This window comes from Haematobacter sp. (genome assembly GCF_032102465.1).
GTDB lineage: Bacteria > Pseudomonadota > Alphaproteobacteria > Rhodobacterales > Rhodobacteraceae > Haematobacter.
This window is the reverse complement of sequence record NZ_DAMDHB010000005.1, coordinates 1-23,135: the sequence shown is the minus strand read 5'-3', so window position 1 is coordinate 23,135 and position 23,135 is coordinate 1. Positions and strand designations below refer to the sequence as shown.

Here is a 23,135-nt window from a genome sequence, read left to right as displayed (position 1 = left end):
CCTCAGGGCTGATCTTCGCTGCTCTGCACCTGCTCCGCTTCGGGGAGATCCTGGTGGGTGAACCCTTCCAGACCCGGCGCCACCTCCTCCGCATCCCGCTCGATCAGCACCTCGCTTGCGGCATAGATCACCAGAAGCCGGGCCAGCGAAACGAGGGCATTGAGATGGATCCGCTCGTAGCCATGCGACGCATCCACCCCGAAGGTAAGGAGCGCCGTCCGCACATCGTGTCCGGCCTCCACCGCAGAGGCCGCGTCCGACCGATAGTAGCGGAACACGTCCTTCTGCACCCGGACCCCGTGATCGAGACAGAGCGCATGGAGCTTCCGGCTCAGGTGATAGTCGAAGGGGCCGGTCTGGTCCGCCATCGCCAGCGTCACGCCGAATTCGGAGGAGTTCTGCCCGGGTGCTGTCGTGCCGTTGTCCACCGCGACCAGCGACGCGATCTCCGGCGTCAGCACGGCGGAGGCGCCGACACCCACTTCCTCCCCAATGGTGAAAAGCCAGTAGCTGTCCACCGGCGTTTCCACCTGCTCCCGCTGCATCGCCTCCAGCGCCGCCAGCATGACGGCTACTCCCGCCTTGTCGTCCAGATGGCGGGAGACGATGTAACCATTGTCGAGAAACTCCGGCTGCGGATCGATGGCGACGATGTCACCGATATCTATGCCCAGCCCCGCAAGATCATGGACATCGCGGGAGAGCGCATCCACCCGCAGTTCCACATGCGGCCAGCCGGAAGGCTGGCTGTCCACCTCCTCGTTGAACGTGTGGCCAGAGGCCTTCAGCGGCAGAACGGTGCCGCGATATACACCCCGGTCCGACATGATGGAGGCCCGCGCGCCCTCTGCGAAACGCGCCGACCAGTGCCCGATAGGCACCAGCTCCAGCCGCCCGTTCGCCTTCAGCGCCTTGACCTGCGCGCCAAGCGTATCGACATGCGACACGATACTCCGCGCCGGGCGCCGCGCCACGCCGCGCCGTCGCGCCCGGATCGCACCGCGCCGTGTAAGAACCACATGAAGGCCGAGCCGCTCCAACTCCTCCGCGACGTGGCGGACGGCCTCATCCGTGAAACCGGTGGGGCTCGGTATGGCAAGAAGGCTGGCAAGCTGCCGGGTGAGATAATCGGGGTCGATCGTGATGGTGGTCTGCATGGGGCCAACAGATGCCGCAGGCCCGGCACGGGTCAACCCCCGCAGCGCCGGGGCAGATGCCCGGTCCGGGCGGCGGGGAGTGCGGCGCAGGCTTTCCCTGGCCGGTTGCCGGACTAGACGTTTCAGGTCCGCGCGGGAGGGGAAATTGTCCGCAATCCGGGAATACCGCCAGAAATTCACGCATTTCCGGTGCGTCCGGGGCTGATGCCCCGACTTCCAGAGCAGTGACATGACAGCTCAGAGCTTTTCAGCAGCCCGTCCCGTCATCGGAAGGCGCGAAGCCATCAACCTCCGTGCCCCTCCCGGCAATCGAAAACGACCGGGGCCAACAGCAATCCGGTGCGGTCATCATTCAGGCGCGTGACCAGCGCGGTGTGTTGCCCTCAAGGCATACACGGTCGCCGGATTCCTGTGCCTGCCGCCAAACTTTCCCGCTCGGCCGAAGTCGGCATCCCCCCTCGCTCAGTGCGGCTTCTTCTCTCCTGCCCTGATCGGAAAGGGGAGCACGTTCTGCGCCGGAGGCAGCGGGCAGACGGCGAAGTCGGTGAAGGCGCAGGGCGGGTTGAACGCCTTGTTGAAGTCAAGGATCACCCTGTCGCCCCGCACGTCACCGATCAGGAACCGCGCCGCGCCATAGGTTTCCGGCCCCGAGGTGCGGTCGCGGATCACGAACATCGGCTTGCCGCCCTTCCAATGGGTCGGCAGCAGCACCACCTCCGCGCCGTCATGTGAGAACCGCGCCTCATGCGTGATGCTGACGGAGGTGGGGATACCCTTCACCGTGTCGATCCCCAGACGCTCGGGCGCGGCCAGCGCCTGCCACTCCGCCTCCACACGCCAAGCGGGATCCAGCGGGAAGCTCTCGATCCCTGCGAAGGCCGTTCGGGACGGCGCGTCGATCTGACGGACCCGCAGGGCGTGCTGCCCCTCGATCTCCGTCACCTCGAGCAGCAGGCCGCCGGTCTCAAGCTGGGGCGGGTTGTCCCCCGCGGCAACGAAAGCGCGCGCACCCGTGCCGTCGTCAAAGGTCGCGGTTCCGTCCGCGCCAAGCACCAGCACGCCGAGCCGCGACGGCCCGAGGGAGAGAGGCACGTCGCTCTCCGGCCCGCTGCCCACCTGATGGGTGCCGGGCGCAATCTCCACCCGGTCGGTCAGGTTCAGCCAGCCGTCCGGCGCTGTCAGCGCGGCAAGACGCTGGTTGCGCCATGCTTCGATCTCGGCACGATAGGCGTCATCGGTCATCGGTCATTCCTTCCGGCAGACGCGGCAGGCTTGCGAGCAGCCGCTGGGTATAGGGATGGCGGGGGGCGTCAAGAATGGCGCGCGTCTCGCCCGCCTCGACCACCTGCCCGCGTTCGAGCACCACCATACGCGGGCAGAGCGCCGCGACGATGGCGATATCGTGTGAGACGAGAACCATCGTGGTTTCCCGCGACAGATCGCGCAGCAGATCGACGATCCGCACGCGGGTGGAAAGGTCGAGCGCACTCACCGGCTCATCGGCCAGCAGCACCTTGGGCCGCGCGATCAGCGCGCGGGCGATGGCGATGCGCTGGCGCTGGCCGCCGGAGAAGGCGCGCGGAAACCGCTCCAGACTGTCGGGGGGCAGGCCGACGGCGGCCAGCACACGCAACGCCTCCGCCCGCGCATCGACGGGAAGGGCCAGCGCCTGCACCGGCTCCGCCAGTATCCGGGCCACCCGCATCCGGGGATCCAGCGAGGTATAGGGATCCTGAAACACCGGCTGCACCATCCGGCGATGCGCCCGCATCCGTGCGGCGGAGCGGGTGTCGAGCGTGCTGCCCCCCGCCTCCACCACGCCTGCATCGGGTGCGATCAGCCCCAGCATCACCCGCATGAGCGTGGTCTTGCCCGACCCGCTCTCTCCCAGAATACCGAGGTTCTCCCCCTGCCGCAGGTCGAGAGACACATCCTCCAGCACGGGCGCGCCCGGACGATAGGCATGGCTCACATGGCGGAGCGACAGGAGCGTCATGTCCGCCCCTCCAGCGCCGCCTCGAGCCGCCGGGCGGCAGCGATCAGGCCACGGGTATAGGGATGGGACGGGCGGGTGAAAACCTGCTCGACCGGCCCTTCCTCCACCGCGCGCCCCTTTTCCATCACGACGATCCGGTCGGTGATGCGCGCGACCACCGGAAGGTCATGGCTGATGAACAGGAGCGCCAGCCCCTCCTCCCGCACCAGCCGGTCGATCAGGTCCAGCACCTCCGCCTGCGTCGTCACGTCGAGCGCGGTCGTCGGCTCATCCGCGATGAGAAGCTGCGGCCGGCAGGCCAGCGCCATGGCGATGGCCACCCGCTGCCGCTGTCCGCCCGACACCTCATGCGGCCAGGCGGCGAGGATGCGCTCCGGCTCGGCGATGGACACGCGCTCCAGCGCGGCGAGCTGCTCCGACCGGAGCGCCCTGCGGTCGAGCGTTATCCCCGAGCGGCGCGCATGGCGGCGCAGCGGCAGCGCCAGCTGATCACCAAGCCGCATCAGCGGGTCGAGCGCCGAACGCGGATCCTGAAACACCACCGCCGCCACCCGCCCGCGAAGATCGTTCAACACGCGCTCCGGCTGCCCCACCACCTCCTGCCCTCCGAGCCGGATGGACCCGCCGGCCCGGAGCCCGGGCGGCAGCAGACCCACGACGGACATGGCCGTCAGCGACTTGCCCGAACCGCTCTCTCCCACCAGCCCAAGCCGCTCCCCCGGCGCGATGGAGAAGCTGATGCCGTGAACGAGTTGCTGCCGGGCCGTGCCGACCGTCAGTGCCTCGATCTGCACAAGGGTCATGCCGCGCCCTCCCTCTCCGGGTCCAGCAGATCGCGCAGCCCGTCGGCCAGAAAGTTGATCCCCAGCACCAGCGTGAGCAGGGCCAGCCCGGGCACGATCACCCCTATGGGCGCCGTGAACACCGTGGACTGCGCCTGTTGCAGAAGCTGGCCCCAGGACGCATTCGGCGGCGGCGCCCCCAGCCCCAGATAGGAGAGCGAGGCTTCGGCGATCACAGCCAGCCCGAACTGCAAGGCCAGCGCCACCATGAGCGTGGGCAGGATGTTCGGCAGCACATGGGTCAGCACGATGCGCGGCCAGCCCGCGCCGGAGCAGCGGGCGGCGGTGATGTAATCCTGCGTCAGCACCCGCTTCGTCAGGATGCGCACCAGCCGCGCCACGATGGCCGACAGCGCGATCCCGATGGCGATGATCGCGGTCGAAAGGCTTGCCCCCTCGCTCGCCGCGACGATCAGCATGGCCAGCAGCAGCGTCGGAAAGGCGATGAGGATGTCGAAGGTCGCGGCCAGCCCGTCATCCGCCGCCCCCTGCGCGAAAGCGGCAAGGACACCCAGCACCGTGCCGATCACGCTCCCGATCAGCACCGCGCCGGCCCCCACCGTCAGGGCGATGCGCGAGCCGATCATCACCTGCGTGAAATAGTCCCGCCCGAGCCGGTCCGTCCCCGCCCAGTGCGCCCAGGACGGGGGAGAGAGCCTGCCCCCCACCATCGCGGCCGGATCATAGGGCGTCCAGACGAGCGTCAGCAGCGCCACCGCGACATGCAGCCCGACGAGCAGGCACCCGATCCCCAGCACCACCCGCCTCATCGCCGCGCTCCCGCGTCACGCAGCCGCGGATCGACAAGCCGTTGCAGGATGTCCGCGGCAAAGCCGATCAGCAGCACCATGAGCGTGGAGACGAACAATACCCCCTGCACGCTGGGATAATCGCGTTGCTCGATGCCGAGCAGCAACATGGACCCAAGCCCCGGCAGGGCGAACACCCGCTCCACCACCACCGCGCCGAGCAGGGTGGAGGCAAGCTCTATCCCGAGGATGGAGATGACGGGAAGGGAAGCGTTGCGGATGCCGTGCCGTATCATCGCTTCCGGCAGGCTTTCCCCCAGCGCGCGGGCATTGCGGATATAGTCGGAGCCGAGCACGTCCAGCGTGGCGGAGCGCACGTAGCGGATCAGCGAGGCACTCATCACCACCGCAATGGTCGCGACGGGCAGGAGCAGCGCCCGCATGGCCGCCAACGGATCGGCCCAGCCCCGCACGGGAAAGCCGCTCGCCGGAAGCAGCCGCCACTTCACCGCCACGATCCAGACCAGCAGGATGCCAATCCAGAACACCGGCACCGCCAGCCCGAGCTGCGACACCGCGGAGATCAGCGCGCCATACCAGCGGTCCCCCCGCATGGCCGCCACGATGCCAAGAGGCACCGCCAGCACCAGCGCCAGAGCAAAGGCCGCGAAGGTCAGCGGGAGCGTCACCGCCAGCCGCGCCCGGATCTCGGGCAGAACCTCCGCCCCGCTCACAAAGGACCGGCCCAAGTCGAACCGCGCCATGTCCGACAGGAAACGGCCAAGCTGCACCACCAGCGGCTGATCGCTTCCCACCTCCGCCCGCGCGGCTGCGATCTGCTCCGCATCCGCACCGACAGAAAGGAGCGCCGCCGCCGGATCCCCCGGCAGCAGGCGCAGCAGCACGAACAGCACCAGCCCGGCCACCAGCAGCGAGGCGAACAGGATCAGCGTCCGGCGAAGGAGATAGCATGCCATGCCGCCTGCCCCGTCAGGTCACTCCGCCTTCTCGACGCCGCGCAGGAAGAACTGCGCGTTCAGCCCGTTCACCGGATAGCCCGTGGTCCGGGTGTTGGAGACGACGATCTGCGGGTAAAGGAAAAGCCAGTTGGAGGCTGCATCCGCGACGATGATCTCGTTGGCCTGCCGGAGCTTCTCCGCCTGCCCCGCTTCCGTGTCGCTCGCCTCGGCTTCCGCGATCAGGCGGGTAACCTCGGGATTGTCATACCCCCAGTAGAAGTTCGGATTGCCATAGAACACGATGTCGCGGTGGTTCACATGCTCCTGCAGCGTCGCCTGAAAGTCATGCGCCTGATAGACCTTGGTGTACCATTCGTTCGCCGTGATGAGGCGGATGTTCACCGTCACCCCGATCTTCGCCAGTTCCGCCTTCAGGAACTCTGCGGTGATCGGGTGGGGGTCGTAGTTCGGCGTCTCCAGCGTGAAGGCGAAGCCGTCCGCCAGTCCGGCCTCCGCCAGAAGGGCCTTCGCGCTTTCCGGGTCGTAGGGGTCCACGCCGGTCAGATCCTCGTACCACGCATCCGTCGGCGGCACGAAGGAGCCGATGACCATGCCCCGGTCCCCCCAGATCGCTTCCAGAAGCCGCTTCTTGTCCACTGCGCGGGCCAGCGCCTTCCTCACCTTCACGTTGTCGAAGGGCGCAACACGGTCGTTGTAGGCCATGATCTGCTTGGTGGTGGAGCGGCCCTCCGAGATGGTGAAGGCGGAGGGATCGGCGAACAGGGCCAGCGCATCCGGGCTTTGAACGGAGGTGATGATGTCCACCGCATCCGTCAGCAGCGCGTTGTTGAGGGCCGAGGCATCGGTGAAATAGCTGAAGGTCGCGCCCGCGTTCTTCGGCGCATCGCCCCAGTAGCCATCGAAGGCTTCCAGCGACAGCGCCGTGCCCCGCCGCCAGCCTGCCAGCCGGTAGGGGCCGGTGCCATCCTCCTTCTGGGTGATGTCGCCCGCCTCATCATTGACCACCCAGACATAGCTGAGGTTGTAGGGCAGAGAGATCGACTTCGACTTCAGCCGCACGACGACCGTCTGGTCATCCGGGGCCTCCACGCTGTCGATGGTGGCGAGGCTCGACTTGCGGGAACTGCGCGAGCCTTCGGCCTTCACCCGCTCGATGGAATATTTCACATCCGCCGCGGTCAGCGGGTCGCCGGAATGGAAATGCACCCCCTCCCGCAGCGTGAAGGTATGGGTCAGGCCATCGTCGCTCACCTCATGGCCGGCGGCCAGAACCGCCTCCACCGAGCCGTCATCGGCCAGCCGGTAGAGCGCCTCATAGACATTGTCGTTGAACGCCTCGCTGATCCCCTGTCCCGCCCCCGCGGTATTGTCGAGGTTCTGCGGCTCATAGAGCGATCCCACCCGGATGACCGCCGCAGGATCGCCCGCAGCCAGCAGCGCGCCGGGCGCGGTCCCGGTCAGAAGCGCGGCCACCAGCGCCGCGGTGATCCGGGGGAGGGCGGCGGAAAAGGGCAGCGTCTCGGCCATGGTCTGGTTCCTCGAATGATCTTGTCGCGAGCGGTAATATAGTTCTCGCAGCGCTGTCGACCCCCTCCGCATCTCCCATATGCCCGATGCCGCCTTCCGGCAAAGACCGGCGAAAGGGCGCGGCAGAAATGTCTCATGCCACAACGTATCTGAATTCGACGAATTTCTGCGGAACATCCCCTTGGCAGCCAAGTTCTACCGCAGCGGTACGTGAGACGTACCAGAGATTTCGGAGGCAGTCATGAATTCCATTATCTATCTTGTCGGTCTGGTGGTCATCGTGTTGTTCATCCTTTCCTTCCTGGGTCTGCGCTGATGGCCGCCCCGGTGGAACAGGTCCGTGTGACGGACACCCGCGATCCCGGTCGGAGCTATGTGGACTGGGCTGCGATCTTTGCAGGGACAGTCGTCGCGGGCGGGGCAACCGTCGTGATGACGACATTCGCGGCGGGCCTTGGGCTCGGATCCATCTCCGTCGATGACGGCGATGGCGGCGGGATCAGCCTGTGGTGGCTGGTTGTCACCGCTCTCTTCACAGTGATTGCCATGGTGGCGATCTACATGCTCGGCGGTTATATCGCCGGTCGTATGCGGCGGCGGGTCGATGGCGCCGTGCGTGATGAAGTAACCGCTCGCGACGGTATTCACGGGCTTGCGGTATGGGGCCTTGGAATGCTGGTCGGCGGCATGCTCGCCGCCGGCGCGATTTCCGGCGGGGCAAAGGCCGTGGGCAGTGCGGCCAGCACCGTGACGGAAGCGGCGGGGACTGCGGTCGGCGGTATCGCCCAGGGTGCGGGTCAGCTCGCCGGCGGTGTCGTTTCCGGCGCGGGTCAGGCGGTCGGCGGTCTTGTGCAGGGTGCGGGCAATGCCGTTGCTCCGGCGCTGCAGGATATGCTCCCGCAGGGTCTGCAATCCAACCCGGTTGACTATATCACCGATACTCTGCTGCGTCCCGGCCAGCAGCAACCGGGCATGCCCGGAATGCCGGGAGCGGCCAACGATCCTGAAGCCATGCAGCGTCAGATTGGCCGTATCCTCGTGAACCTCGTTGAAACGGGCGAGATCTCGGATCAGGACCGCGCGTTCCTGCGCCAGCAGGTCGCCGCGCGCACGGGTCTGTCGGAGCAGGAAGTCGATGCGCGCGTTGATCAGGCTGTAGATCGCGCCAACGAGATCCGCGCTCAGGCCGAACAACGCGTTCAGGACGCGAAGCAACAGGCCGAGCAACTCCGCGCCGAGGCCGAGCAACGCTTCGAGGAAGCGAAGCAACAGGCGGCCGAAGCAGCCGAGACGGCTCGTAAAGCCACTATCCTCACGGCTTTCCTGCTTGCCGCGGCCTCTCTTGTTGCCGGTGCCGCTGCCTATATCGGTGCTGTGCATGGCGGTCGTCACCGGGACGAAGGGCGCATCTGGGGCGGTCTGTCCTACAACCGCTGACAGGATGAACGGACCCATGACCAAAGGGACCGGCGCGATCAGCGCCGGTCCCCTGCATTCCGGCCCCCCGCTGTCGTCATCGCCGCCCGACCAGTCCGGTCAGATAGGACGCGATCAGACAGACCACCGCCAGAGCCGCGGGAACCACGGCAACCGATACCGGGCGCACCTCCTGCCTTGCGTGGGTCGATGCCAGAATTTCCTCCGTCAGCCGCTGCGGACCATCGGTAAGCGCCGCATAGCCCAGGCCCATGATCTTCGCCCGCTCCCGGAGATGGTCTGCCCGCAGGCCGGAAAGATGCTCCTCTCCCGTGAGATCGGCCTCGCCATAGGGATTGTTCCGCGGGTGATAGCCGGGGCGTTCCGCCGCATCGGGAGGCGGCTCCCCGATGCGCGCGGGCGCCTGCTGAACGTCTTCCGGGCGGTAGAACCCGATCTCCCGCCCGTCGCGGTCAAAGCGCGGTATGGGAACGGGCGTCGTCTTTCCCGCCCCGACGATCACTCCGCCGACCCGCCCCGGTTCTGCCCGGAAGGGCGGAGGCCCCGCATAGGGCAGCGGTGGCGCTTCCTGCCCGTCGGTGACGAACACGAGATCCGCGCCAAGCGCCTCGGCGCGGTCGCGCGCATGCATCAGACCGCGAGCGATCATGCTGTCGCCCTCCCACGCCATCCGCCAGTCCAGCGCATGTATGGACCCGGTCAGGGCACCGTAGTTGGCGCAGATCTCCACCGGCTCCATGAAGGTGAGCGTCCGCCGCTCGGTGAACACCGCAAGCCCCGCGCGGGAGCCGCAGGGCAGCCGGGCAAGCACCTCCGGCAGAATTCGCTTCACCGCGTCCAGCCTGCTCTGCCCGTCCATGTCCCGGGCGTTCATGCTGCGGGTGATGTCCACCGTCAGCAGCAGATCCCGCAGGGCGACCTGCCGCGCCACCCTTGGACCGGCCAGCGCCACGCCTGTCAGAAGCAGGGCCAGCGCCAGCAGGCCCACGGTCACGCGCCTGTCGCGCCGAATGGTCTCCCGGATGGTCACGGCAGCCCGCCCGGAATCCTCGGCAGGTCGGTCCAGAGCGCCTTTGGCGGCACATCGGGCTCCTCCCCGTCCTGCTCCTCCCGCGGCAGATCGCGGACGAGGCGCATGGCAAGGTCCAGATTGACCTTCGCATCGTAGAAGCCGGGATCCGCCCGGAGCGCCGACCGATAGGCGATCTTGGCCAGATTGACCTGGGGCGTGGCGTCGTCGAGCTTGCGGATCTCGATGAGCTCGAACGCCTGCCTGAGCCGCGCATTGCCGCGGTTGTAATGCCACGCCGCCTCCGCCCGCAGATCGCCGCCCGCCGCGATCAAGGGGCCGAGCGCCTCTGCCTCCTCCAGCCGGTCGCGTGCGAGAAGCCATGAGGCCCGCGCCTCGATCAGCCGCAAGGGATCGCCGGGGGAAACAGGCACGTCCCGCCCCTCGGACAAGGCCGTCAGCGCGGCATTGACCCGCGACGCCTCCCAGCCGCGATAGGCACAGACCGCGGCCCCGGCAAAGGCCAGCAGCACCAGAAGCGAAAGAAGCAGAAACGGCACCCGCCGCAGCATGGCAGGCCGCCTCATCTCTGCTCCTCCCCCGGTTCCAGAATGTAGGGGCCGACGGGCCGTGGCCGCTCCGCCCTCTCCAGCAGACGCGCCAGCGTCAGAAGGGCTGTCGCGGCAAAGGCCGCCGCCCATGCGAAACGGGTCAGATCGCGGCGCGGCACCGGTTCGCGATAAAGCAGCGGGCGCGCCTCCAGCCGGTCGATTTCGGCAATCGCCCGCGCCACCGCCTCGGGGTTCTCCGCCTCGAAGGCGCGATAGGGAATGCCGAGCCGCTCCAGAAACAGGTTCAGGTGGCGTTCGGGGCGGGCCTGTGCGGTGTCCGGCTCTCCCGGCGCAGGCTTGTCGAACAGGCCGCGGCTGTTGGCGGTGCGGAGATAGAGCCAGTAAAGCCGCGCCCCCTGCCGCACCGCCTCAGCGGTAAGCAAATCCTGCACCTCGCGGGGGATGATCCCGGCCCCGTCGGATACCATGATGACCGCGCGGGAGGCATTCTCCGCCGTGTCGTCAAAGAGCGAAAACGCCAGCGCCAGCCCGCGCCCGACATCCGTCTTGGAAAGACCGGGTTCGTCGATGGCGGCGATGGCGGCGGCCACGGCGTCGCGGCTGTCGGTCATGGGCAGGATCAGCATCGGGGCGGTGGAAAAGGCGGCGACGGCGATCCGGTCATGCGGTCGGGAGGCCGCGAATTCGGCCAGAAGCCGCTTGGCCGCGGCGGCCTTTGCCTCGTTCGAACCATCGGGTCTGCGGCCCGCGAAACTGTCGTTCATGCTCATCGACCGGTCGATCAGCAGGACCAGATGCGCTCCCGTGCCGATCCGCGCGCGGGTTCCACCGCCAGCATAGGGGCCGGCAAGCCCGACCACCAGACCCGCAACCGCAAGCGCACCCAGCAGCCGGAGCAGCGGCTCCAGCCACGCACCTCCCGGCGGCCCGCCGCCAAGCGCGGGTTGCGCCCGCGCCACCAGCAGCGGCAGCACAAGCGGCACCGCCGCCAGCGGCAGCAACAGCAGCCAGAGCCGAGAGACGAAGCCGATCATGACCCGCCCCTTCCCCGCACAGCGCGCGGCACGGGGAAGGCGCGCTGAATGACACGGCTGAAGCGGACGCACCCCATCAGGCCCGGCCCCCCTCTCGCCGCGCGAGATGCCGTGCCAGCGGCAGGGCTTCCTCCCCCTCTCCCGAGCCGTCGCCGTAGAACATCCGGGCGGAGGCGTCGAAGAAGCCCCGCAACTCCGCGCGCAGGCTTTCAAACTCGGGATGCCGCGTCAGGAACCCGTCCAGATCGCTCGCCAGAAGCGGCCCGCCATTCGCGCCATTCAGCCCGCGATGCAGCGCGAGAGCCTGCGTCCGCGCGTCTCCCGCGCGCCGCACCTGCCGCAGCGCACGCGTCAGGGGCCGCTCCGCCCGTCGGTGGAAGGGCCACCACCCCTGCTGCCAAGCCATGCCGCTCAGCGCCAGAAGCGCGAACAGGCCGAACCCCGCCGCGCCGCGGAGGAGCGGCAGCGTCGCCAGCGGCCGAACCCCCACGTCCGGCTGCATGGAGGCGATGGCGGACGGGGCGAGGATCGGCCGGATCGGCGAGGTGACGAAATCCCAGCCCGGGATCTCGGCCTCCTCCACGCGCTCGCTTCCGTCGCGGGCAAGAAACCGCAGGCGATAGCCCGGAACCTGCTGCCGCGACGGCTCAAGCGCTGCATAGAAATTCTGCCATTCCGTCGTGACGCGCCAGGCGGCATGGCCATTCACCGTCAGCTCCTCCACCGCCACATCGACAAGGTCGAGCCAATAGGCGGCGGCGCGCGGCGCGGGCAGGCTCGCCCGGTCGATCCCGAACCCTTCGGGCGGCACCAGAAGGGCACGATGCACCAGCCTGTCACCCAGCCACCAGCCGTAACCCCGCGGCGGCTCCACAGTGTAATCCACCGCCGCGGCAGCAAGGCCGGGAAGCCCCGCCACCCAGAGGAACCACAGAGGTGCGAGCCGCCTCACAGCACCCTCCGCGCAAGTTCGGCGGCAAGGTCGGCGGGCGCGATCCTGTCGCGGATCTCCACGGGATCCCGCGCGTGGCGGTGAAAGGCGGCGGCGACCTCCGCGCGCTGCCGCTCCCGCTGCTGACGCCATCTGTCCCAGCGCGCAGGCGTCACGACCGACGTGCGGGCCCGTCCCGTCTCGGGGTCGGTGAGACGCAGCAGGCGGGGCACGCGGCCGGGATGCTGCCGCTCCTCCGCCTCCAGCGCGCTGTCACGCAGCCAGAGCGGCAGCAACGCATGGCTCCCGAAGGCGGCGAGAAGCCGCTCTGCCTCCTCTCCGGTGATCTCGAAATCCGACATGAGCACGACCAGCGTCCGCGCGACCGGCGTCAGAGGGGCGAGCCTGACAAGACCCTCCACCCCCCGCCCCGCAGGCCGGGCCGTCTCCACCGCCTCCCGCACCGCGAGCGCGCGCCCGCTGTCGCGCCCGGGCGCAAGCACGACCTCCGCCGCATCGCCCTGCGCGATCGCAAGCGCGCAGGCATCGCCCGAAAGCCGCACCGCTCCGGCAAAGGCACCCGCCAGCAGCGCCGCGAGCCGGTGCCGGTCGGTCGCCCCCGTCGCGGCGATGGAGGCGGAGAGATCGACCATCAGGTGCAGCGTCACCGTGCTCGGCATGGCGAAGCGGCGCACCCACGTTTCCCCGAAGGGATCGGCCACCGTCCGCCGGATATCTATGCGGCGCGGATCGGGGTGGCGGAACAGGGGGGAGAGGTCGTTGAACGTGCCCTCCGACCCCGCATGCCGACCCCGGTGCTGGCCGGGCCGCGCACCTGAAATCCGCCGGGAGAACCGCCAGGCCAGCGCCTCGCAAAGCTCCAGGAAAGCCCGCTCCTCCTCCATGCGCGGGGAGGCGGTCATGCGGCGACCGGGGCCGGGGCGCGCGCCAGAACACCGGCGACAAGCTCCGGCATCACCTCATCCCGCCGCGCCTCGTAAACCGGTTCGAGGAACACACGGTGCGCCATGACCGGCGCCAGAACGGTGCGCACATCATCGGGCAGCACCATCGTGCGGCCCTGAAGCCAGGCCTCCACCCGCGCGGCCCGGACAAGGGCGGAGATGCCGCGCGGACTGGCCCCGCCGCGCACGATCCGGCCCCGCTGGACACCGGGCAGGCTGACCCCCAGCGCGGCGGGGTCACGGAACCCCTCCCACAGTGTCATCACGAAGTCCTGCAGCAGGGGGGAAACCGCAATCCCCTCCTGTATCCGGGGCGCCAGCGCCGTCACCTCGCGGAAGGGCAGGATGCCCTCCTCCACGCCGGCGACCAGACGATCCACGTCATGGAACCGCGTGTCGAAGGCCAGCGCCATCCGTGCCTCCCGCGTGGCGGGGGCGCTCATGGAGACCTCCATCAGGAAGCGATCCCGCGCGGCGGCGGGCAGCTCGAACGTCTCGTCCCGCTCGATCTGGTTGCGATCGGCGAAGACAGTCAGATGCGGAAAGGCATGCTCTCCGCGAAAGGCGGTCACGCTCCGTTCGGCCATCAGCCGCAGCAGCAGGGAATGCACCTGCGGCCGCGCGCGGTTGATCTCGTTGAAGAAGAACACCGCCAGGTCGGCCCCCTGCGACAGGACCGGACCGGCATCGACACGCGGGCGCCCGTCCTCACCGATCCATGGGGAATAGAGCAGATCGGCGGGCATCAGGTCGATCGCCCCCTCCATCCGCGCGAAAGGCCCGCCAAGCGCCCGGGCAAAGGCGCGGAGCAGCGTCGTCTTGCCCACCCCCACATCGCCTTCCAGCAGCACATGGCCGCGCGCGAGGATGGAAATCAGGACAAGACGGACCGCCCCCGCCTGCCCGATGATCGTTTCGTTCAGCGCGGCCTCCGCGGCCAGCGCGCGCTCCCGCCATTGGTCAAGTCCGTCTGTCATCGCCTCACCTCGCTGCCCCGCCCGCCGTCCGGCAGAGACGGGAGCGTCCCGCGGCACGAGGGCCACGGGACGCGGGGAGACCGGCAGGCGCTGTCAGCCTGCCTGCCGGTTACGCCCCGGCCGAAGCCGGGAACTCCGGGCCGCCCGCATGCGCCATGCGAGCGCCCCCCGCGGTGCTATTCCGCGGGGATTTTGCTGACGTCGTAGATGAACTCACCGGTTTTCTTGAAATGAGCGACGCGCTTGGCATTGCGCTCGTCCATGGCCTGAAGCGACTCGCCCTGTTTCGACACCTCCTTGGGGTCGTGCAGCGGGTCGAACTCGGTTCCCTCGATCTTTTCGGGATAACCGGGCTTGGGTTCCCAGCAGTTGCCGGGAGCGCGGCAGTTGGTGCCGTCGTAGGCATGGGCCGCACCTGCGGCGATCATGGCAAAGGCGGCGGCTGTGAGAATGATCTTCATGGGTTCCTCCCCTTGGGATGTCCGGGCCTCCCCGCCCGGCATGCGCCTCCGCGGCCGGCAAGGCCGCGGTGACAGGTCAGTTGCTGGTCTTTTCGTGCGTGAACGGCTTGAAGCTGGCCCGCTGTTCCTCGGTGAGCCAGCCCGCTGTGTCGGCAGGCCCGGTATAGAGGTGCCGGACCCAGGCCATCGTATGCAGCATCTCGTCGAGATTGAGGGCGCCGTACATCGGCCCCATCTGTCCGCGCGCACCGCCGAAGATCGTGGAGAAAAGACCCGTATCCTCGCGGTTGACGTCATAGGTCCAGTAGTCGTCGTTCAGGCCGGGGCCGATCTTGCCTTCCCCGTAGTGACCATGGCAGCCCGAGCACATGCCAAGATACAGCGTCTCGCCTTCCTTCAGCGCCTCCGGGTTTTCGTTGTAGATGTTGACGCCCGTGTCGAGGAAGGTCTTGACGGCTTCGGTATCGCGCCCCTCCTCCGGTGCATCGCTCAGGCTCAGGGGCGTGCCTTCAACGGTATTGTAGAAGGTCATGCTCCCTATCGCGGAGGCGGCTGTCCCCAGCGCGGCGAGCGCCGCGGCGAGCCAGAGGGCGTGGGTGAGCGGTTTTGGCATGGGCTATGGCTCCGATGGTATCAGCTGCTGGGCGGAAGAAGGGGGATGCCCTCCTCCGTGAGGATGGCCTCGATCTCAGCGCGTTTCTCCACGATGGCCTTGTCCAGGGCATCGCGCAGTTCGGGCTTCGACTTGACGACCCCCATCGACTGGTTGAACTGGAGCGGCACTTCGACACCGTTCGACCGCGTCAGATGGTTGGAGATCACCGTGACTTTCAGCGGCGTGCGCGACGACTTCACGTAGCGCGCGATCTCCGGTCCGAAGGCCACGCCGACATCCGCGTCGCCCTTGGCGACTTCAGAGACGACGCGTGCGGCTTCCACGTTGGTGTACTTGTTCCGCTTGTCCTCGAAATTCGTCAGGCTGGTGACATAGATGAGGTTGTTCTCATACTTGCCAGCGTATTTCACCAGCACCTCCGCCGGGCCGTGCAGCCGGTAGGCGATGGTGTCGAGCTTCTGGTCGCCCAGGGCTTCCCAGTGATCGCTCTCCAGCGGCGTGTCCTGCCGCGTGACGAAGACATAGCCCGACCGGTAGTAGGGCTGGGTCGTCAGAAGGCGGGGATCGCCGGTATCGACACCCATCATCACGTCGCACTGGCCGGTATCCACCCCGTCACGGACAAGATAGATCGCCTCCTTGTTGACCCATACCAGTTCGAGTGGCCGGTCGATGGCATCGGCCATGACCTGGGCGAGGCGGTTCTCGAAGCCGCTGCCGTCCTGCTGGGAAAACGGGGCGTCCTTGGTGGAGGCGCAGACGCGAAGCGGCTCTTTTGCCGTCTCCGCCGCGCCCATTCCGCTGGTGGCGAGGGTGATGGCAAGACCGGCGATCACGGATCTGGTTTTCATGTGACACTCCTTTCGGGATGCCCGCGCCCGGAGAAGCCGGACGCGGAGATGTCGCCTGTCAGAGCTTCTGGCCGGGCTGGATGACTTCGTATTCGCCCAGATGCACATCGTCGGAATACGGGCTCTGGCCGTCGATGGAGAACACCATCACGCCGCCGCCCTGCTGGGTGAACTCCTGCAACCGCCGGAACGCGCCCACGGAGCCGAGACCGGCCGTCGGGTCGGCAAGGTCGAAGACCAGACCCACACCCGGCCAGCCGCCGACGCCGTAGTAGATGGCGACATACTGGCGACCGTCATGCTGATAGGTCATCGGATGGCCGATCACGCCGGAAGGCAGCTTGTACTTCCACAGCAGATCGCCCGTATCGCTGTCCCGCGCCTTGATGAAGCCGTCGAGCGTGCCGTAGAAGGTCACGCCGCCCGCCGTCGCCATCGTGCCGCCCCAGACCGCGAAGCGCTCCATCACCTCCCATTTGAAGGCGCCCGTGATCGCGTCGTAGGCCTTCATCTGGCCCAGACCGAGCGCGTTCTCCCGGTCGCCCTTCGGGCCCGGATACATGGAAAGCGTCGCGCCGACGAAGAACTGGCCCGCGCGGTAGGGCAGCATGAACGGCTCCCAGTCCATGCAGATGTGGTTGATGCCCATGAAGAACAGCCGGCGTTCCGGGTCGTAGCTGTCATGGCCCTGGTTGTGATAGCCCATGGCGGAGGGGCAGATGTCCGTGGCCTTGTGGTCCATCCGCGTGCCGAATTCCGGGTCGCGGACAGGCAGGCCGGTGTCGAGCTGCACCCCGGTCGTCCAGTTCACCGTGTCGTCGATCTTGTCGGCGGAGACGAGATCGCCGTTCGTGCGGTCGAGCGTATAGACGATGCCGTTCCGGTCGGGGTGGGTGAGAAGCTTGCGCTCCTTGCCGTCCTTGTCCTTCTGGTCGGAGAGCATCATCACGTTGACGCCCGCATAGTCCCATTCGTCATGCGGCGTCTTCTGGTAGCCGAACTTGGCCATGCCGTCCTCGGGCTTGCGGCCCCAGATCGTCATGGTCCACTTGTTGTCGCCCGGGCGCATCGTCTCGTTCCACGGGGCCGGGTTGCCGGAGCCGTAGTAGAACAGGTCCACGGTCGGATCATAGGCATACCAGCCCCAGTTCGTCCCGCCGCCGATCTTCCAGGCATCGCCCTCCCAGGTCGAAAGACCGAGACCCTTCTGCCCGTAATGCGGGTTGGCGTCGTTGAAATCCGCCGCGAGCCGCACATCCTCATCCGGGCCGGTGGAGAAGGCGCGCCATTTCTGCTCGCCGGTCTTCACGTCATAGGCGGTGACATAGCCCCGCACCCCGAGTTCCGCCCCGGAGGAACCGACGAGCACCAGATCCTTGACGACATAGGGCGCGATGGTGAGCGTGGAGCCGACCTTGATGTCGGAGTTCTCCATCGACCAGCGGGTCTCGCCGGTCTTTGCGTCCAGCGCGACGATATGGCCGTCAAGCTGCGTGCGCAGGATCAGGGGTTCGACCTCGCTGTCGCCCGGCCAGTAGGCCAGCCCCCGGTTCACCACGTCGCAACAGGCCACCGCGCGGGCCGTCGGGTTCTGCTTGGGCTTGTTCTGCCACAGGATATGCCCCGGCTCGTTCAGGTCGAGCGCGAAGGTCGTGTTCGGGAAGGGCGCATGGACATACATCACATCCCCGACCACGAGCGGCGTTCCCTCGTGACCGTTCAGCACCCCGGTGGAGAATGACCATGCCGGGCGGAGCCGCTTGACCGTCTCCTTGTTCACCTCGGTCATGGGGGAGTAGTTCTGAGCGTTGTAGTCGCGCCCGGTCATCACCCAGTTGGCCGGATCCTTGGCAAGCTCCACCAGCTTGTCGTTGGAGAGCGCTGGCCCGGCGGTAAATCCCATGGCCGCCGTCGCGACGATGAGCGCAAGTCTCGATGGGGCTCCGGCGAGCCCTGTATGGCGTATCATATGTAAGCCTCCCTCTGGCGGCGCGCCGGGTCCGTCCTGCCTCGCAGGCCAGCCTCCTTCCCGGCGATTCACCGATACCGGGGGCGCGCTCGCCGCGCCGCTCCGACAAGGGCGATTAAGCGCGGCAGCGCGCGTTCTGTCAGCGGCACTTCTTCACCAAACGACCGGGATAAATATCCCGACTTGCAGATGCAAACGTCACGGGGGATTGCCACGGACGCCGCCGGTTGCCAAAATGCGGGACCACATGGATCGGACCGGCGGAGGAGGAAAGATCTATGAAAAACAAATATTTGATTGTTTTTCCCGTTGCAGGGCTCATGCTGTTTTCCGCAGGGGCCGCCCTGCTCTGGCCCCTGCTTTCGGGGCATGGGCAGGCCGACAATACTTTAGTATCAGCGACGCTCGGCATGGCGCCGAAGGGGGCCGAATGGCTCGCCATGGACGATGATCGCGACCCCGGCGGGTGGCTTGCCGCGCGCGCCGAACCGCCCGGAAACGCCCGTGAATACGCCGGGCTTCTGGCGGAGGCGGCGCGCCACTACGAAGAGTCGCCGCGCATGATCGCCAACCGCATCGCACAGATGGATGCCGAGGTGACGGATGCCGATGCGGGGCAACTCCTGCGCGACTTCGCCTGGGATCCGGCGCAGACCCGTTCCTTCGGCACCGTGGCGCAGCATTATCTGGTGCTTCGCAGGCAGGGGATGGACCATGGAGGCGCGCTGGAGGCCCTGCATGCGGCCTATGCGGAAGGGAAATGAGGCCGCGAATGAAGCCGGTCCCGCTCCGGCGGCTGGGAGTCCTTCTGGCCTTCGCCATGAGCCTCGTGCTCAGCCTCAGCGTCTCCGCGATCCTGATCGTGAATGCGCGCATTGCCACGCGCAATGAAATCGACACCGCCTATGACCTCGCCACGGCCTATCTGGATCAGTTCCGCGGCAGGCTCACCGGCCCGCAGGCGATGGAGGAGGCGCTCAACCTGTCGCGGCAGTTCGACATGCTCCGCCATGTCCATGCCGAAGTCCGCGCGCCCGACGGCAGATTGCTCAGCGCGCCGCAGGCCACCGATGGCGATGGGCCGCCCGGCTGGTTCCTTCTGCTGCTCGGGCAGACGGAGCAGGAAACGACCGCCTATGTGACCAACTATCCCAACATCCTCGGCAGGCTCATCCTGCGCAGCGACATGCGGGATGAGGCGGCGGAAGTCTGGCAGGATTTCCGCGCCATCCTCGCCGCGATCCTCGCGATGAGCGGCGTTGCGGTGCTGACGACATTCCTCGTGCTCCATCTGGTTCAGCGCCGGCTCAGGGCCTGCAACAGGACGCTGGACGCGATCCGGCAGGGGGACCTCAGCAGCGATCTGCCGCCGCAGCCGCTGCAGGAGATAGAAACGCTGCGCAGGGGGATACACGCCCTCGGCTCCGATCTCGGGCGGCGGCGCGCAGAGAACCGGCTCCTCCAGCAGCGTCTCATGACCCTTTCCGAATCCGAGCGGCGCGACGTTGCGAGCGACCTGCACGACGGCCTCGGCCCGCTGCTCTTCTCCCTCCGCATGTCGGTGGCGACGGCGGAGGATATGCTGGCACGCGCGGCGCAGACGCCGGATGGGCTGACGGCGGAAATGGCGGCGGAGATGGCGGCGATCCGCCGGAACGTGGAGGGCGTGCAGCTCATCCTGCGCTCGATCATCTACCGGCTGCGTCCGATGGTGGACGCGGGAACCCCGCTCGCGGATGTGCTGAACGACTGCACGGCCGCCTTTTCCGAACTCACCCCGGGCGTGCGCATGCGGCTCGATATGACGCCCGTCGCGCGCGTACCCGTGGGCGAGAGCGAGACGCTGGCGATCCTGCGCTTCGTGCAGGAAAGCGCGCTGAATGCCGTCCGCCATGGCGGCGCGGCGCGGATCGACCTCAACGTGACCACGGTGCCCGGCGGTCTGCGGGTGGAGATGCGCGACGATGGCCGCGGCCCGGAGCCTGACCGCGGCCCGAACCATGGGCAGGCGGGGATACAGGATCGGGCGGAGGCGCTCGGCGGCACCTACGAACGTCCCGTTCGCGACGGCTGCATGACCCGCACCGCCCTGACCCTGCCCCGCCGCGACTGCAAGGAGGCCGCAGCATGACCCGCATTCTCGTCGTGGACGACCATCCCGTGGTGGCGGAGGGCTGGAACCGCATCGTCCGCTGCGTGCCCGGCAGCGAGGTCGTGTTCGCCGCCACCCCGCTCGCCGCGCTGCGCGAAAGCCGCAAGGCGATGCCCGAGATGCTGGTGGCCGACATCTCCTTCGGCGAGGATCGCCTGTCCGGGGTGAAGTTCATCTCTCGCCTTAGGCGACATGATAGACGCCTGCCGATCCTCGTCTTCTCCATGCACCGCGGGCCGGTCATCGTGCGGCAGGCGTTGCAGGCCGGGGCAAACGGCTTCGTCAACAAGGACGCCGCGCCGGAGGAGATCCAGACCGCCTTCCTGAGCGTGCTGCGGGGCGGCCGCTATCTCGCGCCCGACATGGCGCAGCGGCTGGCCTTCCTCGACATGCCGGACCCGGACGCACCGCCGCTCCCCAGCCTCAGCCGGAGAGAGACGGAGATCCTCGCCGTCATCGCCGCGGGCCGGTCTTACCGGGAGATCGCGGAGCAGTCCTTCCTGAGCTACAAGACGGTCCTCAACGCGGGTCACGCGCTCAGATCGAAACTGGGCGCCAGCTCGCTCCCGGATCTGGTGGTGAAGGCAGCCCAGCATTTCGAGCGGCGCTGATCACCTGCCCTGCCGGGCGACGATGCCCATGACCGTCGCCAGAAGCTGCGCCGCGAGAATCGCCCCCCGGCCGTCGATATCCCGCTCCGGCATCAGTTCCACAAGGTCGAAGGCCACGATCTCCGCCCGCTCCGCCACGCCCGCGATCAGCTCCACCGCCTGCCAATAGCCAAGACCCCCTGCCGTGGGCGCGATCACCGCCGGCATGACCGCGGGATCAAGCCCGTCGCAGTCGAAGCAGACAATGACCCGCGCCCCCGCCGGGATCGCCGCCACCGCGCGGGCGATACCATCGCCGCCGCACACCTCCCGCGCGGGCACGAATGTCACGCCCGCCGCGATCGCCGCCGCCATGTCGGCCGCCCGTGCGGAGCCGATACCCCGCTGGCCCACCTGAACGATCCCCGCGACATGCGCCATTTCGGACGCCCGCCGCATGGTGGAGGACAGGCCGAACCGCTCCCCCTCCACGCTGTCGCGCCAGTCGATATGCGCGTCGATCTGCAGGATCCAGACCGGCCCCTGCCCCTCGAAGGCCGCGATCATCGGCAGCGGGACCGAATCGTCGCCGCCGATCAGAAGCGGCACGGCCCCCGCCCTGCGAACCCGCTCCACCGCCGCGCGGATACCGGCACGGTTGGCAGCGGCCTCCTCCGCTATCGGCAGGTCACCGGCATCCACCGCCAGAACCCCGTCCGGCAGCGTCGGCGCGCCGAGGTCGAAGTTCACATGCGGCAGCGTCGTGCCATAGGCGGCCGAGGCCTCGCGGATCGCGCGGGGCGCCCCCGCGCAATAGGCGCCCACGGAAGCATAGGGGGTGGCCGTGGCCGCTCCCAGAACGACCACCCTCACCGCTTCCGGCATCTGCTCCAAGTCGTCGCAACGGGGAAGATCGAACAGGGTCTCCCCGCTCGCCTCGCCGAACATTCCCTTCAGTTTCGCCATGCAACCCATTCTCCCGATGAGAAATCATCGAAGCCGAGACGCGCGCGCCATGCAAGAGATTTGGCCACGGGACAGCGCCGTGTCCGCCCCGCCTGCGACCCTGCGACCCTGCGACCCTGCGACCCTGCGACCCTGCGACCCTGCGACCCATCAAACGCCGCGACCCGCCGAACACAATCCACCACCAAGCACCCGATCCGCCATGGCGCACCGGGACAGGGGCGACACACGCTGTTACCGACACCGTCCGTGGCCTGCGGACCATTGCCGCCGGATCAGACAGGGCCTGATCAGACAGGGTGGGATCAGACGGCGTGGGATCGCTGGAAACCAGCGCAACGCAGCGCCAGGCCGCTAAGATGATCGCCGGACGGCGCGTCGCCATGTGTCGCCCCGACACCCGGCGAAAGCGGGCGTTTCCGCCCCGAACACAGGGCCTACCCGCACCGCGCGGTGCCCCACGACGGAGCGACCGAACCGGGTTTTCGGCCAGCACCCTCCAGCAGGAAGACGACTGCGGGCCTCCCATGCCGTTCTGCCGACACGACGCCCTCGCGGAACCCTCTGCCCGGACACGATGCGCGGGCATGGGAAATCCGTCCTGCAATCCACGCGACAGGCGAATATTTCACCGCCCGGGGTTTCATCCCGCAGGAAATTGTCGCATTCACGGGTGTGCGGCATGACGTCGCTGCGGGACCGATATGCTTACCACCGCCACGCTCGCCTTCTGGTTCATCGCCTGCCTTGCCGCATGGGTGCAGACGCTGACCGGCTTCGCCCTCGGGCTGATCCTGATGGGCGGCGTGGGTCTCCTTGGTCTCATGCCACTGCCGGAGGCGGCCGTGGTCACGTCGATCCTCGTGGTAACGAACGGTGTCATCGTGCTCCGGCGCGGCTGGCGGGAGGTGGACGGGGCGGCCCTGCGCCTGTTCCTCGCCGGGACGCTGCCGACACTCATCATCGGCTATGCGCTGCTCCATTATCTCGCCGGAACGGCGCTCTGGCTGCTGCAACTGCTGCTCGGGCTGGTCATCGTCGGGTCGAGCATCCAGCTCGGCTTCCGGCCTAGACCGCAGGAGCACCGCTCCCCGCCCGCCAGCTTCATCGCCTTTGGGGCGGCTGGCGGCATCATGGGCGGGCTGTTCTCCACCGCCGGGCCGCCGATCATCTACCACATCTATCGCCAACCGATCGCGCAGACGGCGATCCGCTCCACCCTCGTCGCCGTATTCGTGCTGAACCAGACCTTCCGGCTCGGGCTGGTGGTCGCGACGGACGGGGTGGCGCTGCCGACCCTCGCCGCCGCGGCGGGCGCGATCCCGGCGGTGGCGCTCGGCACCTTTGCCGCGCG

The 23,135-nt window shown here is 68.0% G+C and carries 23 protein-coding genes; 5 read left to right on the top strand and 18 right to left on the bottom strand.

Going from position 1 to position 23,135, the window contains the following annotated elements; genetic code table 11:
- Positions 1 to 2: 2 nt before the first annotated feature.
- The 7 genes from RT513_RS05185 to RT513_RS05155 form a co-directional block, all read right to left on the bottom strand.
- The gene (locus RT513_RS05185) at positions 3 to 1,157 is read right to left on the bottom strand and encodes an osmoprotectant NAGGN system M42 family peptidase (RefSeq protein WP_290687671.1); all 1,155 of its coding nucleotides are present in this window, start codon (positions 1,155 to 1,157) and stop codon (positions 3 to 5) included.
- A gap of 462 nt (positions 1,158 to 1,619) precedes the next feature.
- Positions 1,620 to 2,399, bottom strand: coding sequence for a DUF1684 domain-containing protein (locus tag RT513_RS05180; protein ID WP_290687669.1), 780 nt, complete (start codon positions 2,397 to 2,399; stop codon positions 1,620 to 1,622).
- Positions 2,389 to 3,153, bottom strand: a complete 765-nt coding sequence (locus tag RT513_RS05175) for an ABC transporter ATP-binding protein (RefSeq protein ID WP_290687667.1) — start codon at positions 3,151 to 3,153, stop codon at positions 2,389 to 2,391. The genes RT513_RS05180 and RT513_RS05175 overlap by 11 nt, the downstream gene beginning before the upstream one ends.
- Entirely contained in the window at positions 3,150 to 3,956 is an 807-nt protein-coding gene (locus RT513_RS05170; RefSeq protein ID WP_290687665.1) for an ABC transporter ATP-binding protein, read from the bottom strand. The genes RT513_RS05175 and RT513_RS05170 overlap by 4 nt, the downstream gene beginning before the upstream one ends.
- Positions 3,953 to 4,765 (bottom strand): ABC transporter permease, encoded by an 813-nt coding sequence (locus tag RT513_RS05165; RefSeq protein WP_290687662.1) that lies wholly within the window; start codon positions 4,763 to 4,765, stop codon positions 3,953 to 3,955. Before RT513_RS05165 ends, RT513_RS05170 begins: the two co-directional genes overlap by 4 nt.
- Entirely contained in the window at positions 4,762 to 5,721 is a 960-nt protein-coding gene (locus RT513_RS05160) for an ABC transporter permease (RefSeq protein WP_290687660.1), read from the bottom strand. The genes RT513_RS05165 and RT513_RS05160 overlap by 4 nt, the downstream gene beginning before the upstream one ends.
- 18 nt (positions 5,722 to 5,739) lie before the next feature.
- The gene (locus RT513_RS05155; protein ID WP_290687658.1) at positions 5,740 to 7,251 is read right to left on the bottom strand and encodes an ABC transporter substrate-binding protein; all 1,512 of its coding nucleotides are present in this window, start codon (positions 7,249 to 7,251) and stop codon (positions 5,740 to 5,742) included.
- A gap of 327 nt (positions 7,252 to 7,578) precedes the next feature.
- Here RT513_RS05155 and RT513_RS05150 point away from each other — a divergent pair, with 327 nt between their 5' ends.
- Positions 7,579 to 8,688: a hypothetical protein gene (locus RT513_RS05150; protein WP_313533693.1), complete on the top strand. Its 1,110-nt coding sequence runs from the start codon at positions 7,579 to 7,581 to the stop codon at positions 8,686 to 8,688.
- 76 nt (positions 8,689 to 8,764) lie between these two features.
- Here RT513_RS05150 and RT513_RS05145 read toward each other — a convergent pair whose 3' ends face one another.
- From RT513_RS05145 to RT513_RS05100, 10 genes are all read right to left on the bottom strand, one after another.
- A complete protein-coding gene (locus RT513_RS05145) occupies positions 8,765 to 9,718 on the bottom strand; it encodes a vWA domain-containing protein (protein ID WP_290687654.1) in 954 nt (317 codons plus the stop codon).
- Complete coding sequence (locus tag RT513_RS05140) at positions 9,715 to 10,284, bottom strand: hypothetical protein (protein WP_290687652.1); 570 nt, start codon at positions 10,282 to 10,284, stop codon at positions 9,715 to 9,717. Before RT513_RS05140 ends, RT513_RS05145 begins: the two co-directional genes overlap by 4 nt.
- Positions 10,281 to 11,303 carry a vWA domain-containing protein gene (locus tag RT513_RS05135; protein ID WP_290687650.1) on the bottom strand — a complete coding sequence of 341 codons (1,023 nt, stop codon included), beginning with the start codon at positions 11,301 to 11,303 and terminating at the stop codon, positions 10,281 to 10,283. The genes RT513_RS05140 and RT513_RS05135 overlap by 4 nt, the downstream gene beginning before the upstream one ends.
- Positions 11,304 to 11,379: 76 nt before the next feature.
- Complete coding sequence (locus tag RT513_RS05130) at positions 11,380 to 12,255, bottom strand: nonribosomal peptide synthetase MxaA (protein WP_290687648.1); 876 nt, start codon at positions 12,253 to 12,255, stop codon at positions 11,380 to 11,382.
- Entirely contained in the window at positions 12,252 to 13,157 is a 906-nt protein-coding gene (locus tag RT513_RS05125; RefSeq protein WP_313533692.1) for a hypothetical protein, read from the bottom strand. Before RT513_RS05125 ends, RT513_RS05130 begins: the two co-directional genes overlap by 4 nt.
- Positions 13,154 to 14,176 (bottom strand): MoxR family ATPase, encoded by a 1,023-nt coding sequence (locus RT513_RS05120; RefSeq protein ID WP_290688379.1) that lies wholly within the window; start codon positions 14,174 to 14,176, stop codon positions 13,154 to 13,156. Before RT513_RS05120 ends, RT513_RS05125 begins: the two co-directional genes overlap by 4 nt.
- Before the next feature lie 176 nt (positions 14,177 to 14,352).
- On the bottom strand, positions 14,353 to 14,637 hold the full coding sequence (locus RT513_RS05115) for a methanol dehydrogenase (RefSeq protein WP_290688377.1): 285 nt from the start codon (positions 14,635 to 14,637) through the stop codon (positions 14,353 to 14,355).
- Between the two features lie 76 nt (positions 14,638 to 14,713).
- Positions 14,714 to 15,250 (bottom strand): cytochrome c(L), periplasmic, encoded by a 537-nt coding sequence (moxG, locus tag RT513_RS05110; RefSeq protein WP_088214146.1) that lies wholly within the window; start codon positions 15,248 to 15,250, stop codon positions 14,714 to 14,716.
- A gap of 20 nt (positions 15,251 to 15,270) precedes the next feature.
- Positions 15,271 to 16,104, bottom strand: coding sequence for a methanol oxidation system protein MoxJ (moxJ, locus tag RT513_RS05105; protein ID WP_290688375.1), 834 nt, complete (start codon positions 16,102 to 16,104; stop codon positions 15,271 to 15,273).
- A gap of 58 nt (positions 16,105 to 16,162) precedes the next feature.
- Positions 16,163 to 18,073: a methanol/ethanol family PQQ-dependent dehydrogenase gene (locus RT513_RS05100; protein ID WP_088214148.1), complete on the bottom strand. Its 1,911-nt coding sequence runs from the start codon at positions 18,071 to 18,073 to the stop codon at positions 16,163 to 16,165.
- Between the two features lie 278 nt (positions 18,074 to 18,351).
- On the opposite strand from RT513_RS05100, the gene RT513_RS05095 reads away from it, so the two are divergent.
- The 3 genes from RT513_RS05095 to RT513_RS05085 are packed head-to-tail and all read left to right on the top strand — an operon-like array spanning position 18,352 to position 20,836.
- A complete protein-coding gene (locus RT513_RS05095) occupies positions 18,352 to 18,837 on the top strand; it encodes a hypothetical protein (protein WP_290688372.1) in 486 nt (161 codons plus the stop codon).
- An 8-nt stretch (positions 18,838 to 18,845) separates the two neighbouring features.
- Positions 18,846 to 20,204 (top strand): histidine kinase, encoded by a 1,359-nt coding sequence (locus RT513_RS05090; protein ID WP_290688370.1) that lies wholly within the window; start codon positions 18,846 to 18,848, stop codon positions 20,202 to 20,204.
- Positions 20,201 to 20,836, top strand: a complete 636-nt coding sequence (locus tag RT513_RS05085) for a response regulator transcription factor (RefSeq protein ID WP_290688368.1) — start codon at positions 20,201 to 20,203, stop codon at positions 20,834 to 20,836. Before RT513_RS05090 ends, RT513_RS05085 begins: the two co-directional genes overlap by 4 nt.
- Here the strand turns inward: RT513_RS05085 and RT513_RS05080 are convergent, their stop codons facing one another.
- A complete protein-coding gene (locus RT513_RS05080) occupies positions 20,837 to 21,781 on the bottom strand; it encodes an arginase family protein (protein ID WP_290688366.1) in 945 nt (314 codons plus the stop codon).
- Between the two features lie 704 nt (positions 21,782 to 22,485).
- On the opposite strand from RT513_RS05080, the gene RT513_RS05075 reads away from it, so the two are divergent.
- Positions 22,486 to 23,135, top strand: a 650-nt coding sequence (locus tag RT513_RS05075; protein WP_290688364.1) for a TSUP family transporter, incomplete at its 3' end; no start/stop codon positions are given.

What these genes read in the sequence shown, in the direction of transcription:
- RT513_RS05115 (WP_290688377.1), bottom strand. Translation starts at nt 14,637, where the DNA reads ATGAAGATCATTCTCACAGCCGCCGCCTTTGCCATGATCGCCGCAGGT.
- RT513_RS05100 (WP_088214148.1), bottom strand. Translation starts at nt 18,073, where the DNA reads ATGATACGCCATACAGGGCTCGCCGGAGCCCCATCGAGACTTGCGCTC.
- RT513_RS05120 (WP_290688379.1), bottom strand. Translation starts at nt 14,176, where the DNA reads ATGACAGACGGACTTGACCAATGGCGGGAGCGCGCGCTGGCCGCGGAG.
- RT513_RS05170 (WP_290687665.1), bottom strand. Translation starts at nt 3,956, where the DNA reads ATGACCCTTGTGCAGATCGAGGCACTGACGGTCGGCACGGCCCGGCAG.
- moxG (WP_088214146.1), bottom strand. Translation starts at nt 15,250, where the DNA reads ATGCCAAAACCGCTCACCCACGCCCTCTGGCTCGCCGCGGCGCTCGCC.
- RT513_RS05135 (WP_290687650.1), bottom strand. Translation starts at nt 11,303, where the DNA reads ATGATCGGCTTCGTCTCTCGGCTCTGGCTGCTGTTGCTGCCGCTGGCG.
- moxJ (WP_290688375.1), bottom strand. Translation starts at nt 16,104, where the DNA reads ATGAAAACCAGATCCGTGATCGCCGGTCTTGCCATCACCCTCGCCACC.
- RT513_RS05155 (WP_290687658.1), bottom strand. Translation starts at nt 7,251, where the DNA reads ATGGCCGAGACGCTGCCCTTTTCCGCCGCCCTCCCCCGGATCACCGCG.
- RT513_RS05080 (WP_290688366.1), bottom strand. Translation starts at nt 21,781, where the DNA reads ATGGCGAAACTGAAGGGAATGTTCGGCGAGGCGAGCGGGGAGACCCTG.
- RT513_RS05160 (WP_290687660.1), bottom strand. Translation starts at nt 5,721, where the DNA reads ATGGCATGCTATCTCCTTCGCCGGACGCTGATCCTGTTCGCCTCGCTG.
- RT513_RS05095 (WP_290688372.1), top strand. Translation starts at nt 18,352, where the DNA reads ATGAAAAACAAATATTTGATTGTTTTTCCCGTTGCAGGGCTCATGCTG.
- RT513_RS05140 (WP_290687652.1), bottom strand. Translation starts at nt 10,284, where the DNA reads ATGAGGCGGCCTGCCATGCTGCGGCGGGTGCCGTTTCTGCTTCTTTCG.
- RT513_RS05085 (WP_290688368.1), top strand. Translation starts at nt 20,201, where the DNA reads ATGACCCGCATTCTCGTCGTGGACGACCATCCCGTGGTGGCGGAGGGC.
- RT513_RS05185 (WP_290687671.1), bottom strand. Translation starts at nt 1,157, where the DNA reads ATGCAGACCACCATCACGATCGACCCCGATTATCTCACCCGGCAGCTT.
- RT513_RS05125 (WP_313533692.1), bottom strand. Translation starts at nt 13,157, where the DNA reads ATGACCGCCTCCCCGCGCATGGAGGAGGAGCGGGCTTTCCTGGAGCTT.
- RT513_RS05090 (WP_290688370.1), top strand. Translation starts at nt 18,846, where the DNA reads ATGAAGCCGGTCCCGCTCCGGCGGCTGGGAGTCCTTCTGGCCTTCGCC.
- RT513_RS05175 (WP_290687667.1), bottom strand. Translation starts at nt 3,153, where the DNA reads ATGACGCTCCTGTCGCTCCGCCATGTGAGCCATGCCTATCGTCCGGGC.
- RT513_RS05165 (WP_290687662.1), bottom strand. Translation starts at nt 4,765, where the DNA reads ATGAGGCGGGTGGTGCTGGGGATCGGGTGCCTGCTCGTCGGGCTGCAT.
- RT513_RS05180 (WP_290687669.1), bottom strand. Translation starts at nt 2,399, where the DNA reads ATGACCGATGACGCCTATCGTGCCGAGATCGAAGCATGGCGCAACCAG.